The sequence below is a fragment of the Paracidovorax sp. genome (assembly GCF_057642795.1).
The window spans coordinates 247,578-262,483 of the sequence record NZ_JBXYZY010000001.1; the positions used below are offsets into that span (position 1 = coordinate 247,578).

Annotated in this window: 12 protein-coding genes and 1 pseudogene; 7 read left to right on the forward strand and 6 right to left on the reverse strand. The window is 69.3% G+C overall.

The window, feature by feature from the left end:
• Positions 1-38: 38 nt before the first annotated feature.
• From AC3A84_RS01135 to AC3A84_RS01160, 6 genes are all read left to right on the forward strand, one after another.
• Positions 39-1,295 carry a hydantoinase/carbamoylase family amidase gene (locus AC3A84_RS01135; RefSeq protein WP_487968220.1) on the forward strand — a complete coding sequence of 419 codons (1,257 nt, stop codon included), beginning with the start codon at positions 39-41 and terminating at the stop codon, positions 1,293-1,295.
• Between the two features lie 138 nt (positions 1,296-1,433).
• Positions 1,434-2,219, forward strand: coding sequence for a GntR family transcriptional regulator (locus tag AC3A84_RS01140; RefSeq protein ID WP_487967913.1), 786 nt, complete (start codon positions 1,434-1,436; stop codon positions 2,217-2,219).
• 10 nt (positions 2,220-2,229) lie between these two features.
• Positions 2,230-3,030: a transporter substrate-binding domain-containing protein gene (locus AC3A84_RS01145; protein WP_487967914.1), complete on the forward strand. Its 801-nt coding sequence runs from the start codon at positions 2,230-2,232 to the stop codon at positions 3,028-3,030.
• Between the two features lie 195 nt (positions 3,031-3,225).
• Positions 3,226-3,888, forward strand: coding sequence for an amino acid ABC transporter permease (locus AC3A84_RS01150; RefSeq protein ID WP_487967915.1), 663 nt, complete (start codon positions 3,226-3,228; stop codon positions 3,886-3,888).
• 11 nt (positions 3,889-3,899) lie between these two features.
• Positions 3,900-4,553, forward strand: coding sequence for an amino acid ABC transporter permease (locus tag AC3A84_RS01155; protein ID WP_487967916.1), 654 nt, complete (start codon positions 3,900-3,902; stop codon positions 4,551-4,553).
• Complete coding sequence (locus AC3A84_RS01160; RefSeq protein ID WP_487967917.1) at positions 4,537-5,331, forward strand: amino acid ABC transporter ATP-binding protein; 795 nt, start codon at positions 4,537-4,539, stop codon at positions 5,329-5,331. Before AC3A84_RS01155 ends, AC3A84_RS01160 begins: the two co-directional genes overlap by 17 nt.
• Positions 5,332-5,767: 436 nt before the next feature.
• Here the strand turns inward: AC3A84_RS01160 and AC3A84_RS01165 are convergent, their stop codons facing one another.
• On the reverse strand, positions 5,768-7,030 hold the full coding sequence (locus tag AC3A84_RS01165) for a BaiN/RdsA family NAD(P)/FAD-dependent oxidoreductase (RefSeq protein ID WP_487967918.1): 1,263 nt from the start codon (positions 7,028-7,030) through the stop codon (positions 5,768-5,770).
• 104 nt (positions 7,031-7,134) lie between these two features.
• Between AC3A84_RS01165 and AC3A84_RS01170 the strand changes: the two genes are divergently transcribed.
• Positions 7,135-7,638: an acyl-CoA thioesterase gene (locus AC3A84_RS01170; protein ID WP_487967919.1), complete on the forward strand. Its 504-nt coding sequence runs from the start codon at positions 7,135-7,137 to the stop codon at positions 7,636-7,638.
• A 24-nt stretch (positions 7,639-7,662) separates the two neighbouring features.
• Here AC3A84_RS01170 and AC3A84_RS01175 read toward each other — a convergent pair whose 3' ends face one another.
• The 5 genes and pseudogenes from AC3A84_RS01175 to AC3A84_RS01195 all read right to left on the reverse strand — a co-directional run.
• Complete coding sequence (locus AC3A84_RS01175) at positions 7,663-8,370, reverse strand: type IV pili methyl-accepting chemotaxis transducer N-terminal domain-containing protein (RefSeq protein ID WP_487967920.1); 708 nt, start codon at positions 8,368-8,370, stop codon at positions 7,663-7,665.
• Positions 8,371-8,438: 68 nt separating this feature from the next.
• Positions 8,439-9,290 (reverse strand): uroporphyrinogen-III C-methyltransferase, encoded by an 852-nt coding sequence (cobA, locus tag AC3A84_RS01180; RefSeq protein ID WP_487967921.1) that lies wholly within the window; start codon positions 9,288-9,290, stop codon positions 8,439-8,441.
• Positions 9,287-10,210 carry a DNA-binding protein YbiB gene (gene ybiB / locus AC3A84_RS01185; protein ID WP_487967922.1) on the reverse strand — a complete coding sequence of 308 codons (924 nt, stop codon included), beginning with the start codon at positions 10,208-10,210 and terminating at the stop codon, positions 9,287-9,289. The genes cobA and ybiB overlap by 4 nt, the downstream gene beginning before the upstream one ends.
• Positions 10,211-10,358: 148 nt before the next feature.
• Positions 10,359-13,214, reverse strand: coding sequence for a nitrate reductase (locus tag AC3A84_RS01190; RefSeq protein ID WP_487967923.1), 2,856 nt, complete (start codon positions 13,212-13,214; stop codon positions 10,359-10,361).
• Between the two features lie 127 nt (positions 13,215-13,341).
• Positions 13,342-14,580, reverse strand: a pseudogene (locus tag AC3A84_RS01195) (NAD(P)/FAD-dependent oxidoreductase); the annotation flags it as partial.
• Between the last annotated feature and the right edge of the window lie 326 nt (positions 14,581-14,906).

Consider the following 14,906-nt stretch of genomic DNA (forward strand, 5'->3'; position numbering starts at 1 on the left):
GCGCAGGCATCCACTTTGTGGGGGAAGCCGGAGCCGCAATGCCGTCGTCCGATACCTGGCGCCGCCAGGCCCAAGCGCTGCTGGCCGAGGTAGCCGACGCCACCCGCGACGGCCCCGGCATCACGCGCGAGAGCTATGGTGCCGGCGAAGACGCGGCGCTGCGGCTGCTGGAGCAGCGCGCCGCGGCCATGGGCCTGGCGTGTGAATACGACCGCGCCTGCAATCTCTGGATGCGCCTGCCGGAGGACGCGCGGGACGAGCCGGTGGTGGTGATCGGCTCGCATGTGGACTCCGTTCCCCAGGGCGGCAACTATGACGGTCTGGCCGGCGTGGTGGCCGGCATGCTGGTGCTGGCCACACTGCGTGGCCGCCATGCGGATGCGCCTCCAGTGCGCGTGCTGGCCCTGCGCGGCGAGGAGAGCGCCTGGTACGGCCGCGCCTACATGGGCTCCATGGCCCTGCTGGGACGGCTGCCCGCCGCGGCGCTGCAACTGCCGCACCGCGCCGGGCCGGCTCACGGCACGCTGGGCGAGGCCATGGCGCGGTGCGGCGCGGACGTGTCCGCCATCGCGCAGGGCACGCCGCTGCTGCCTTGCCCCATAGCCGCCTATCTGGAACTGCACATCGAGCAGGGCCCGGTGATGGTGGCGCGTGGCTGGCCGGTGGCGGCGGTGACGGGTATCCGCGGCAATGTGCGGCACAACCGCGTGCGCTGCCTTGGGGAGGCGGGGCATTCCGGCGCCGTGCCGCGTTGGCTGCGCAAGGATGCTGTGCTGGCCGTGGCTCAGCTGCTCTCGCGCATGGATGAGCATTGGCGGGTGCTGCTGCAGATGGGCATGGACCTGGTGATGACCAGCGGCATCTGCACCACGCCGGCCCATTCGCATGCGGTGTCGGTGATTCCGGGCGAGGTGCAGTTCAGCTTCGAGGCGCGCAGCCAGGACGCCGGCACGCTGGAGCGGTTCCACGCGCTGATGCTGGAAGAATGCCGGGCCATCGCCGCCGAGCGGGGCGTGCGTTTCGAGTTCGACGACCGGCTCCACACCCCGCCCGCCACCATGGACGAGGGCTGGATTCAGCGTTTCGAGGATGTGGCTGCGCGCGCGGGCCAGACGCTGGAGCGCATTCCCAGCGGGGCGGGTCACGACGCGGCGGTGTTCGCAGCTGCCGGCACTCCGGCCGCCATGCTGTTCGTGCGCAACGCCCACGGCTCGCACAACCCCCAGGAGGCCATGGACATCGGTGACTTCATGCAGGGCACGCAGTGGCTCGCCGAGGGCCTGCTGCGCGACTGAGCCCGGGCCGAGGCGCATGGCTGGCGGGGCGGGTGGCGCCGACTTGGTGCCGCCTGAGCCCTTCGAGTCCCTTGCTGAACCAACTTTGTGCGTCAATCTTGCATGCAAGCGGGCACGCTTCATGCTGGCATGCAAGGCATGGCGATTTCTTCCACCGATATCAGCGAACGCATCATCGAAGCGGTGATGGCGCAAAAGCTCGCACCCGGCGCACGCCTGGGCGAGCAGCAGCTGGCCATGCTGTTTGACTGCAGCCGCACCATCGTGCGCGAGGCGCTGACGCGGCTGTCGGTGCGTGGCATCGTCACCGTCAGTGCGCGGCGCGGCTGGTACGTGGTGGAGCCCTCGCAGGACGAGGCGCGCGAGGCCTTTGAGGGCCGCCGCGTGATCGAGCTGGGCCTGATCCGCAGCGCTCGGCCGCTGGGCAAGCCGGCGCTGAAATCCCTCAAGGCCCATCTGGCGCGCGAGCAGGCCGCAGTGTGCGGCAGCGACGTGGGCGCACGCAGCTTTCTGCTGGGCGACTTCCACGTCTGCCTGGCCGAGTGCCTGGGCAACTACCTGCTGGCCGACACGCTGCGCGACTTCACGGCGCGCACCACGCTCATCGCCATGCTTTACCAGTCGTCGCACGACGCCGCCCAGTCGTGCGAAGACCACGTGCGCATCGTCGCGGCGCTGGAGGCGGGCGACACCGCCGGCGCAGAAGCGCTGATGTCCGAGCACATCGACTCGGTGCAGAACCACTTGCGGCTACCGGCCCATGCCGACCCGCTGGCGCAGCTGCGCGGGGCCCTGGCCCCCGTGGTGCGCCAACCTTTGGCGCGCCCCACTGCACGCGCATTGCATTCCAAGGCCGGCAACGCACCGGCTGCAGTCCCTTCCTCGCCGATCGGCGGCAACGACGAACCCCCCTCACCTACCTAGGAGCGCTTCTATGACCCCCATCCGTCGCCACCTCACCCTGGCCCTGGCCGCTGCCGCACTGCTGGGCGGCTCGGCCGCCGTGTACGCGCAGGGCGTGCTGGACAAGATCAACCAGACCAAGACGGTCAAGATCGCCGTGCCCACCGACTACCCGCCCTACGGATTCGTCGGCCTGGATCTCAAGCCTCAGGGGCTGGATGTGGCCATGGCCGAGCTCATCGCCAAGCAGCTGGGCGCCAAGCTGGAGATGGTGCCCGTCACCAGCGCCAACCGCATTCCCTACCTGCAGACCAAGCAGGTGGACTTGGTGATCTCCACGCTGGGCAAGAACCCCGAGCGCCTGAAAGTCATCGACTTCACGCACGCCTATTCACCCTTCTTCCAGGCGGTGTACGCGTCCAAGAGCCTGCCGGTGAAGTCCTTCGACGACTTGGCCGGAAAGACCATCGCCGTTGCCAAGGGTGCGATGGAGGAGCAGGAGCTGGCCAAGGTCGGCCCCGCTTCCATGCAATTCAAGCGTTACGAAGACCAGGCCGCTTCGACCGCCGCCTTCGTGGCCGGACAGACGCAGGTCATCGCCACGAGCGTGTCCAACGCCGGCTTGATGATGCAAAAGAATCCGCAGCTGAACGCCGAGTACAAGCTGCTCATCAAGGACAGCCCCAACTTTGTGGGCGTGGCTAAGGGCGAGGACGCGCTGCGCTCCAAGGTCAACGACATCATCCTGGCCGCCAAGAAGGACGGCACGCTGGATGCAATGTCCAAGAAGTGGCTGGGCCGGCCTGCCGGCGACCTGCCGTTGAGCGAGTGAACATCTTCTTCTGAGGCGCTGCGCGCCTCTCGCCTCCCTCTCTCACGTTGCACGTGGCAGGACGGCGACGCCTGAGGCGGTGCGAAGCCCCTTGCGCGACGTCCGCTGCCGTGGCTTGGTCGTCGGCCCTCGGGCCGTTGACGGTGTGACAGTTTCCATGGGCCGCGCGCTGCGTGCAGCGCGCGGATGATCGATATGCAAATCCAACTCGACTTCGCGGCTGTGCTGGTGCAGTGGCCGTTCCTGCTGCGCGGCATGCTGTGGACGCTGGGCCTGACGGCCGTGTCCATGGCCATCGGCATGACGGTGGGCATCGCCTGTGCCTGGGTGCGCGTCAGCGGCCCGCTGGCGCTGCGCGTGGTGGTGGGCAGCTACGTGGAGCTGATCCGCAACACGCCCTTCATCGTGCAGCTGTTCTTCATCTTTTTCGGCCTGCCGTCCATGGGTGTGAAGCTCAGCCCGGAGGTGGCCTCCGTCATCGCCATGGTGATGAACCTGGGGGCCTATTCGACCGAGATCATCCGCGCCGGCATAGAGGCCACACCGCGCGGCCAGATCGAGGCGGCGCAGAGCCTGGCGCTCAGCCGCATGCAGGTGTTCACCCGCGTGGTGCTGCCGCCCTCGCTCAAGCGCGTGTGGCCGGCCATGGTCAGCCAGATCATCATCGTCATGCTGGGTTCGGCCGTCTGCGGGCAGATCTCGACAGAGGAGCTGAGCTACTCGGCCAATGTGATCCAGGCGCAGAACTTCCGCACCTTCGAGGCCTACATCGTCGCCACGGGCATCTATCTGCTGCTGTCGGTGGGCCTGCGCCACGCGCTGCATTGGGCGGGGCCGCGTTTCATCTTCGGAAAGTGAGAGAGGGCACCATGGTCGATTTCACCTTCTGGGACATCTTTCGCAACCTGCTGTTGGCCGCGCGCTGGACGGTGGTGCTGTCGCTGATCGCCTTCGTCGGCGGGGGCCTCGTGGGGGCGCTGCTGCTGGTGGCGCGCCTCACGCGCGTGCGCTGGCTGGACCGGCTGATCGGCATCTACGTGCAAGTCTTCCAGGGCACGCCGCTGCTGATGCAGCTGTTCCTGGCGTACTTCGGCATCGGGCTGTTCGGCATCAACGTGTCGGTCTGGGTGTCGGTCTCGCTGGCACTCACCCTCTACACCAGCGCCTTCCTCGCAGAGATCTGGCGCGGGTGCGTCGATTCCATCCCCAAGGGCCAGTGGGAAGCAGCGCAGAGCCTGGCTCTGAGCTTCGGCGAGCAGCTGCGCCACGTGGTGGTGCCGCAGGCGCTGCGCATCGCCATCGCCCCCACGGTGGGCTTCATGGTGCAGGTCATCAAGGGAACGGCCCTGGCCTCGGTGGTGGGCTTCGTCGAACTCACGCGCGCCGGCAACATGATCTCCAACGTCACCTACCAGCCGTTCACGGTGTTCGCCTGCGTGGCGCTGCTGTACTTCGCGCTGTGTTATCCCATCAGTCTCTATGCCAAGTTCCTGGAAAGGAAAGTCCATGCAAGCCGTCGCTGAAACCGCAGCTGTAGCCCCGCTGGCCGCCGCGCCCGCATCGGGTGCGCCCATCGTGCAGATCACGGCGCTGCGCAAGTCCTACGGCACCAACGAGGTGCTCAAGGGCATCGACCTGAAGGTCGCGCGCGGCGAGGTCATCGCCATCATCGGCAAGAGCGGCTCGGGCAAGAGCACGCTGCTGCGCTGCATCAACGGCCTGGAGGCGTTCCAGGACGGCGCGCTCACCGTGGACGGCAAGCCGCTGCTGCACGACAGCCCCATGGCGATGCGCGAGCTGCGCCAGCGCGTGGGCATGATCTTCCAGAGCTTCAACCTCTTTCCGCACCTCAGCGTGGGGCGCAACATCATGCTGGCTCCCACGCTGGTCAAGAAGAAGGACAAGGTCGATGCGGCGGAGCAGGCGCGCAAGCTGCTGCTGCGCGTGGGCCTGGCCGAGAAGTTCGACGCCATGCCTGACCAGCTCTCAGGCGGTCAGCAGCAGCGCGTGGCCATCGCACGCGCCCTGGCCATGGACCCGGCCGTGCTGCTGTGCGATGAAATCACCAGCGCGCTCGACCCCGAGCTGGTGGGCGAGGTGCTGCGGGTGGTGGAGAGCCTTGCCGCCGAGGGAATGACGCTGCTGATGGTCACGCACGAGATGGCCTTCGCTCGCAAGGTGAGCAACCGCGTGATCTTCATGCACCAGGGCCGTGTGCACGAGATGGGCCCGCCCGCCGATATCTTCGGCAATCCGCAGACACCGGAGCTGCGGCAGTTTCTGTCATCGCTGCACGACTAGGCGGGTGTGGACGAAATCACCGTCCGAGTGCGAGGCTGCTGAGCAAAGCACGCACCTCGGCGAAGCAGCCCCGGCAGCGGATGCCGGCGTCTCGCGATCGCGGTGAACGTGCATGCGGCGCCAGCGTTCATCCCCGGCATGCGTTCGTTCGGCAACCTCACACGCTGGGGCCTTGCGGCGAAGTCTCGGACGCGGGCCTGCCGGCTGCGCGGCGGTGCGCTGCGGGGGGGGCGCCATGGCGCTTGCTCTGGAGGGGGATGTTTCAGGTCTGACCGATGCGCCCCGGCCTGGTCGCGGTGGCTCGAACGCACGCGCCCCGGCGCCCCTGGGCCCCTGCGCGCGTCCTGCTGGTGGACGCTGTGCCGCCGCGCACGCTGCCGCGGTGATCGGGCTGGCAGTCTTGGCTTGTTGGCCATCCGCCAGAACGCCGACAGGCTCAGTGGGCCGGCAGTGCCTGTGCGCAGGCATGTGCGCTCGCCCAGGCCCACTGGAAGTTGTAGCCGCCCAGCCAGCCGGTGATGTCCACCACCTCGCCGATGAAATACAGGCCCGGCTGCGCGGTGGCCTCCATGGTCTGCTGCGAGAGCGCGCGCGTGTCGATGCCGCCCAGGGTCACCTCGGCCTTCTTGTAGCCTTCGGTCCCGGTAGGCGTCAGCTCCCATCGAGCCAGCTGTTCTGCCAGCCGCGCCAGGGCCTTGTCGGAGGCCTCGTTGATGGGGCGCTGCCAGTCGGGGCTCTGCTGCGCCCAGGTGTCGGCCAGGCGGCTGGGGACATGGCCGGCCAACTCGTTGGCGATGAGCTTCTTCGACCGGGCCTTGCCCTGGGATAGCGCCCCGGCCAGATCCGTACCCGGCGCCAGGTCGATGGCCAGCGGCGTACCCGGTTGCCAGTAGCTGGAAATCTGCAGCACCGCCGGGCCGGAGAGGCCACGGTGGGTGAACAGCAGGTCTTCGAGAAAGGCGGTGCGGGCCTTTTTCGAGCCGGTCGCGATTTCCACCGGCAGCGCCAGCCCGGCCAGCTGTGCATACGGCGCCCAGGCGTCGCCATCGAAGGTGAGCGGCACGAGGCCCGGGCGGCGCTCCACCAGCGCAATGCCGAACTGCTGCGCGAGTCGGTAGCCGAAGTCGGTCGCACCGATCTTGGGGATCGACAGCCCGCCCGTGGCGATGACCAGACTGCGCGCCGTCACGGGGCCGCGGTCGGTATCGATTTGATAGCTGGGTGCGCTGGTTCCTTCGGGGCTGGTAGCCGAAAACGCCACCTTCTTGACGCCGCAGGGCTGCCAGCGCTCGACCTGGCCCGCTGCACATTCGGCCAGCAGCATCTGGATCAGGTCTTCGGCCGAGCGATCGGCGAAGAGCTGGCCCTTGTGCTTTTCGTGATAGGCGATGCCGTGGCGCTCCACCAGCGCGATGAAGTCCGCCGGTGTGTAGCGCGACAGCGCCGAGCGCGCGAACTGCGGGTTCTGCCCCACGAAGTGCCGGTGCGGCGCACGCGCGTCCAGGTCGCGGTTGGTGAAGTTGCAGCGTCCGCCGCCCGAGATGCGGATCTTTTCGGCCACCTTCTCGGCATGGTCGATCAGCAGCACCTTCAGACCGCGCTGGCCGGCCTGCGCAGCGCAGAACAGGCCGGCAGCGCCCGCGCCCAGGATGACGGCGTCGTATCGGTGGGCGGCAGCAGCTTTCTGGGAGTCGGGCATGGAAGGACGCGGCCGGGCAGGCCGCTAAAAAAGAATGGGCGCGAGTGTAGCGAAGCCGCATCAACGCAGGCGCCGCCTTCATGTCCTGCTCCTAAAATTGACATATGACTTCCCAGCTCCCCGCGCACCAGCTCAGCATGACGGTGCTGATGTCCCCCGACATGGCGAACTTCTCGGGCAACGTGCACGGCGGTGCCGTGCTCAAGCTGCTCGACCAGGTGGCCTATGCCTGCGCTGCGCGCTATTCGGGCTGCTATGCGGTCACGCTGAGCGTGGACCAGGTCACCTTCCTGCAACCCATCCACGTGGGCGAACTCGTGAGCTTCCTGGCCAGCGTGAACTACACAGGCACCTCGTCGATGGAGATCGGGGTGAAGGTGGTGGCTGAAGACATCCGCAGCCAGGTCGTGCGCCACGTCAACAGCTGCTTCTTCACGATGGTCGCGGTGGACGAGGAGCGCAAGCCCACGGCCGTGCCGCCGCTCTCGCCGTCCACGCCGGACGAGCGCCGCCGCTGGGAGGCTGCCCTGCTGCGCAAGAGCCTGCGCAAGGAACTGGCCGAGCGTTTCGCGCAGATCCAGCGCGATGCAGCGCTGGCGCACCACTGATCGGGCCGGCGCTGCGCGGAGCTTTCAGGAGGCCTTGCGGCCACGACCGGCGAGCGACACGGCCTGCAGCGACAACCGGTCGATCTCCGCCGTGATGCCCGAAAGCACATTGGCCACCACGGCGAATTCGCGCCCGTGGGATGCGGCGCGGGCCGCCATCACCTGGGCGTTGAAGCTCACCACCTTCGCCTCGCGGGCGACGGTCTGGATGGAGCTGACGATGCCGGCCAGCTCGTTCATCATGGTTTCGGACTGTCGGCGCTGGATCTGATCGAAGACGGTGGTAGCGGCGTCGAGCGCCTTGAGAACTCCGTCGGTCGTGCCCACCAGCGTGGCCAGTGCGTCCGCCGCGCGAGCGCTGCCCTGGTCGGCCAGATCGAGCACCGTGCGCGCCTGGCGCGCGAAAGCGTCGATGGCGGGGCCCACGCCCTGGGGCCCGTGATAGGTGGCCTGGACTTCGCGGGCCGAGGCCGCGTCCAATTGCCGGGGCGTCTGCACCAGGCGGGCCTGGCTGGTCTCGAACAGCTCCAAGGTCTGGCGCGCGGCGCGCGCCTGGGCGGCCTGCCCCTGCACCGCCAGCACCGTCTGCAGCACGATGCGCTGCGACAGCATGCGCTGGCGCCCAGCGATGTTCATCAGGGAGACGTTGCCTGCGTCCTTGCCCGCATCGCCGGCGGGGCCGGTGCGTACCGCCGGCGGTTGGATTGCGGGGGCGGGGAGGGCGGCTGCCATGGCGGTGCGGGCGTTGGTGTGGGCGGTTCTTCGTGGTGCGTCGCTGTGGGCGTGCGGAGCGGCCTGCGTCAGCCGGCGTGCCGCAGCGGTGGGGGCGGCGCGATGCTGGCGCCGGCGGCTGCAGTGGTCTGCCTTTGCGTGGCGGCGGCCACGCCGCTCACCACGTCGCCGATGACGATCACCGAGGGGCTGCCGAGCTGTTCGCGCTCGATGGTGGCGTGCAGTTCGCCCAGCGTGGTGAGCGCGTGGCGCTGGCAGGGCATGCTGACGTGCTGGATGACGACCACCGGTGTGCTGGCGGGCAGGCCGGTGAGCAGTTCGTCCTGGATGTGCTGGGCGCTGCTCACGCCCATGTAGATGACCAGCGTGAGCTTGGCCGCGCGGGCGGTGGCGGCGAGCTGGCGCCAGTCGGTGCCGGCATCGCCGGGCTTGGCGTGGCCGGTCACGAAGATCACGCCGTGGGCATGTTCGCGATGGGTGAGGGGCGTTCCCAGCAGCGTCATGCCGGCCAGGCCTGCGGTGATGCCGTTGATGACCGTCACCTCGATGCCGGCGGCACGCAGGTGCTCCACCTCTTCGCCGCCGCGGCCGAAGATGAACGGGTCGCCGCCCTTCAGGCGCACCACGTTCTCGCCCTCATTCACCGCCATGACCATGAGCTTTTCGATAAAGGCCTGCGGCGTGCTCTTGCAGCCGCCGCGCTTGCCCACGTGGACGATGCGCGCGGTGGGCGCGGCGTGGGCGATGACTTCGTCGCTCACCAGGTCATCGACCAGCAGCACGGTGGCTGCCTGGATGGCCTTGAGCGCCTTGAGCGTGAGCAGTTCGGGGTCGCCCGGGCCGGCGCCCACCAGCGTGCAGGTGCCTCGCAAGGCGGCGCTTTCCTGGGTGTGGAACGTGGAGGTGGGGCGGCTGCTCATGGTCGGGTCTCCGTGTTGATTGTGGTGCTCAGACGCAAGATGTGTTCCACCTGCCGCTCCAGGGCTGCGGGCACCGGCAGCTCGCCGGCCAGCACGCGGCGCGTGTAGTCGGCGGTGGTCTGCACGTCGATCTCGGACGGCAGGCCGGGCACCTCGCTGGCGGTGCCCGGTTGCTGCTCTTCCAGCAGCTGGTGGGCGCCGGAGACGAAGGCGTCGTAGCGCGGCGTGCGGCGCGGGTCGGTGGCCACCTCGCCTTCCAGCCCGCGCGAGAGCAGGGCGTGCATGCCCATGCTGGCGAAGGTGGTGCAGAGCATGTCGAAGTATTCGGGATGGGTGTAGCTGGTGACCACCAGGGCCGGGCCGGCGCAGGGGTTCATGAGCTTGGCCACGCTGTGGCCAGGGTTGCGCAGGCCGATCACCTCGCGGGCGGCCAGCAGGCGGGCCAGGCCGGGATGCAGCCGGTCGGTGCGCAGATGGGCGACGCAGCCGTTCGCGATCTTCTCGGGCGCTTCGAGCGCGGGAATGCCCAGCGCCTCGAGCACGTCGGAGGCCAGGATGCGGCGCGCCTCGGTGCGCATGCCGTGCAGCAGCACCGGCAGCCCTTCGCGGGCCAGCAGCAGCGCCAGCAGGGGCGTGAGCACCGGCAGCTTGCGCGCGCCGTTGTAGCTGGGCAGCACGATGAGCGGCGCGTCGCCGGCCGGCACCAGGGCCATGCGGGCGTGCACCGCGTCGAGAAAACCGCACATCTCTTCGCTGGTTTCGCCCTTGATGCGCATGGCGATGCAGAAGGCGCCGACCTCCAGGTCGGTCACCTGGCCGTCGAGCAGCTGGCCGAACAGGTCGGCGGCCTGTGCGCGGTCGATGGCCTTGGCGCCGCGGGCGCCGCGGCCGATTTCCTTGATGTACTGGCTGATGCCCATGGCGGCTTGGCTGGAAAGAGAAGAAGGGTGCTGAAAGGGGCGCGAATGAACGCTGGAGTGCCAGAACGTGGTGCGACCGGTTAACCGGCGATTGTCCCGCACCTCAGATAACCGGCCGTTATATGGTGGCGAGCAATGCGACGGCCGCTCACGCCGGTTGCAGCCCCCGTTCCGTCTGGCCGGCGGCGGTAGCGCGCACCATGCGTTTGAGTTCCGGCACGCACGAGCCGCACTGCGTGCCGCAGCGCAGGGCGCCCTGCAGCTGTGCGAGGCGTTCCGCATCACTGCCTTGGCAGGCGGCCAGCTGCGTGGCGATGGCCGCGTCGGTCACATTGAGGCACACGCATACCGGCTTGCCGCGCGACTGCACGGCGACGGGCGGGGTCGTGCTGGGCACCAGCAGCAGGCGGCCGTAGGCCTGTGCGGGCAGTTCTTCCTGCAGCACGGTGCGCAGCCAGGCGCCCGAGCGCGTGTCGCCGCCCAGCAGCACGGCCTGCAGGGTGGCGCTGCCGTTGGCCTCGCGCGCCAGCCGGGCGCAGCGGTGCTGGCCCCGGCGCCGGTCCTGGTAGCGCACGGTGTCGGGTGCGTCCAGGCCCAGCAGGCGCTCGATGCGTGCGAGCAGAGCGCCTTCGGGGGCCTCGTAGGCCGCGCCGCGCAGCAGCACGCCGGTGCGCGGGCTGGCGCCTTCGGCCGCAGCGGAGGCGAAAGGCACGCAGCTCGCGAAGGGCAGCTCGCGCATCAGCGCTGCCAGCTGGCTGCGCGACGCCAGGGCGTCGCCCTCCGGCAGCCAGGCCAGGGCCAGCAGGTTCCAGGGCAGCTCGGCCTTGAGCACCTTGACGGCGGCGTGCTTGAGCTCGGGCTGTTTGGAGCTGGGGCAGTAGGCCGAGGTGGTGAGCGCGTTCACGCCCGCCAGCGGCTGGCCGGTGGACGAGCGTCCGCTGAGGTATTCGCTGCCCCAGTGCATGGCCATGAAGACCTGCTGCCGTGCCAGCGTGGCGTCGGGCTGCACCGGCACCACGATGGAGCCACGCTTGGAAGTGACGTGGACGAGCTCGCCGCCCGCCAGGCCCTGCTGCGCCATGTCGTCCGGATGCATCTGCAGGCTGGGTTCGGGCACGTGGCCGAACAGGCGCCCCAGTGTGCCGGTGCGGCTCATGCCGTGCCACTGGTCGCGCAGGCGGCCGGTGGTCAGGCTGAAGGGCCAGCGCGAGACGGGTGGCTCGGCCAGCGGCTCCCACGCGTGGGCGGCGAAGCGCGCGCGGCCGTCGGATGTGGGAAAGACGCCATCTTCGTAGAGCCGTGCCCGCCCGGCGGCTGCGCCTTCGGGCAGCGGCCATTGCTGCGGGCCGCGCTCCTGCAGCAGGCGCCATGAGAGGCCGGTGATGTCCAGGTCGCGCCCGCGTGTGCTTTCGCGGTGCTCGTTCCAGATGGCTTCGGCACCCGCGTCGGCATCCTGCGTGGAATACGGGAACAGGCTCGGCCCGCCCGGGCGCAGGCGCCCTTCGAGGCGGCGCGCGAACTGCACGGCCGCCTGCCAGTCGTGGCGGGCGTGGCCGGGCGCGGCCACGGCGGGGCGCACGCGGGAGATGCGACGCTCGCTGTTGGTGACGGTGCCGGTCTTTTCGCCCCAGGTGGTCGCGGGCAGCAGCAGGTCGGCGAAGTCGCAGGTGGCGGTGGTGGCGAAGGCTTCCTGCACCACGACGAACTCGGCACGCTCCAATGCGCGCCGCACGGTGGCCTGGTCGGGCATGCTCTGGGCCGGGTTGGTGCAGGCGATCCAGAGGGCGCGGATCTCGCCGTCTGCGGCCGCCTGGAACATCTCCACCGCCGTCTTGCCGGGCCGGGCAGGCACGTCGGCCACGCCCCAGTGCGCGGCGACCTCGGCGCGGTGCTGGGCGTTGCCCAGGTCGCGGTGGGCCGAGAGCAGGTTGGCCAGGCCCCCGACCTCGCGCCCGCCCATGGCGTTGGGCTGGCCGGTGAGCGAGAACGGCCCCGCGCCTGCGCGCCCGATCTGCCCGCAGGCCAGGTGCAGGTTGATGAGCGCGGCGTTCTTGGCCGTGCCGTGGCTGCTCTGGTTCAGGCCCTGGCAGTAGAGGCTGAGCGTGGGCCGACGCTGACCCGGCGCGGCGCCATCCGCACCCGCGAACCAGCGCGCGGCGGTGACGATGTCTTCCGCCTGGAGGCCGCAGACCTCTGCGGCGTGCGCGGGCGTGCAGGGCAGCACCAGCGTCTGCAGGGCTTCGAAGCCGTTGGTGTGGCGGGCGACGTAGTCGCGGTCCACCCAGCCTTCGCGCAGCATCACGTGCAGCATGGCGTTGAACAACATCACGTCGGTGCCGGGCAGCAGGGGCAGGAACAGGTCGGCCGAGCTCGCGGTGTCGGTGCGGCGCGGGTCGGCCACGATCATCTTCATGCCGGGGTTGGCGGCGCGGGCGGCCTCGATGCGCCGGAACAGGATGGGGTGCGCCCAGGCCGCGTTGCTGCCCACGATGAAGAGGCACTGTGCGTGGTCCACGTCGTCGTAGCACGCGGGCGGCGCGTCTGCGCCCAGCGTGGCCTTGTAGCCGGCCACGGCGCTGCTCATGCACAGGCGCGAATTGGTGTCGATGTTGTTGGTGCCGATCAGGCCCTTGGCGAGCTTGTTGAAGACGTAGTAGTCCTCGGTCAGCAGCTGGCCCGAAACGTAGAACCCCACTGCGTCGGGGCCGTGGCGGTCAATCACGTCGCCGAAAGCCTGGGCGGCTGTGTCCAGCGCCGCATCCCAGTCCAGGGCCTGCAGGGGGCCGCCGCGTTCGCGGCGCTGCAGGGGTTCGAGCAGGCGCGTTTGCAGCGAGACCGCGCTGGTGGCCGTGAGGTGCAGCGTCGAGCCTTTGGTGCAGAGCCGGCCGTAGTTGGCCGGATGGTCCGGGTCGCCGCGCACGCCGGTGATGGCCTGGCCGTCGGTTTCGATGAGGACGCCGCAGCCGACGCCGCAGTAGGGGCAGGTGGAACGGGTGGCTTGCATGCGAGGGCAGGGTCGTTGGAGTTTGGGGTGATTGGGGCTTCAGCGCAGTCAGCGAGCGGGCATCTGGCTATTTTTTCGATAGCGGTTCGTCGGTCGCGGGCGAGGGCGCGGCTTCTTCGGCTGGCGGCTCGCCGAACATCAGCACGTCGCGGATCTCCGCCACCGTCATGCCCGCGCGCAGCAGGCGCCAGTACCAGTTGCCGTCGGTCGTGTCGCCGTAGAGGCAGGCGCCCACCAGCCGGTCGTCCTTGAGCACGAGCTTCTTGTAGATGCCGCCGGCCGGATCGCTCATCACGATCTCTTCCGTGCCTTCGCCGCCCTGGAAGTCGCCCGCGCTGAAGAGGTCGATGCCGGTCACCTTGAGCTTGGTGGAGACGAGCGAGCCCTGGTAGCGCCCGATGCCGTGCTCCGCCAGGTGGTTGGCCAGCACCCGGCCTTGCTCGAAGAGCGGCGCGACCAGCCCATAGGCGATGCCGCGGTGCGCGGCGCATTCGCCCACGGCGTAGATGCGCGGGTCGGTCACGGTCTGCAGGGTGTCGCTCACCACGATGCCCCGGTTCACATGCAGGCGCATCTGCTCGGCCAGCCGGGTGTTGGGGCGGATGCCCACGGCCATCACTACCAGCTGGGCGGGGATCTCGCTGCCGTCCTGGAAGCGCACGGCGCGCACGCGGCCGGCCGTGCCCGGGCCTTCGCCCGTATCGGCATCGCCCAGCAGCGCTGCCGTCTGCGCCTTGAGCCGGAAATGCAGGCCGCGCTGTTCCAGCGCCCGCTGCAGCAGGCCGGCGGCGGTGGCGTCGAGCTGACGCTCCAGCAGCCAGCTGCCCACATGCACCACGGTCACGTCCATGCCGCGCTTCATGAGGCCGTTGGCCGCCTCCAGGCCCAGGAGGCCGCCGCCGATCACCACCGCCTGCCGGTAGCGGGTGGCGGCTTCGATCATGGCCTGGGTGTCGGCGATGTCTCGGTACGCCAGCACGCCCTCCAGCTGGTGGCCGGGCACGGGCAGCATGAAGGGGTTGGAGCCGGTGGCGAGGATCAGCCGGTCATAGGGCGCGCTCACGGTTTCGCCGGCCGCGTTGGTGGCATGCACCACGCGGCGCACGCGGTCCACCTCGGTCACGGTGCAGCCGGCGTGCAGAGCGATCCCGTGCTGCGCGTACCAGTCCCAGTCGTTGAGGACGATTTCGTCCAGCGTCTGCTCGCCCGCCAACACAGGCGAGAGCAGGATGCGGTTGTAGTTCGGGTGCGGCTCGGCGCCGAAGACGGTGATGTCGTAGAGGCCGGGCGCGATCTTCAGCAGCTCTTCGAGCGTGCGCACGCCGGCCATGCCGTTGCCCACCATCACCAGCCGGGGTTTGTCCATCGTCGCCACTCCAGGTCAGGGCGGCGCAGTGCGCTCGCCGAACACCAAAAAGAAAAGGCGCCCACACGGAGCGCCCGGCCTTCTCAATGGCCCGACACCCGTGGGGACGCCTTCGTCCTGACCGGCAGCGCTTTCCGTCGTTGGAGCGGCCGGCTATGCGGCACATGAAGCAATGGCTGTGCCAATGCGGTCGGAGGGTTGTCCATGGAATGGCCTGCCGCGCTGGTTTTTCCTGCGTGGGTAGCTATCTTTTGCATAGCGGTTGTGCGCCGGGTACCTGCTGGCGCAGCGGGGCAGGAGACTCAAGAATGCTGCAGTGCACCAGT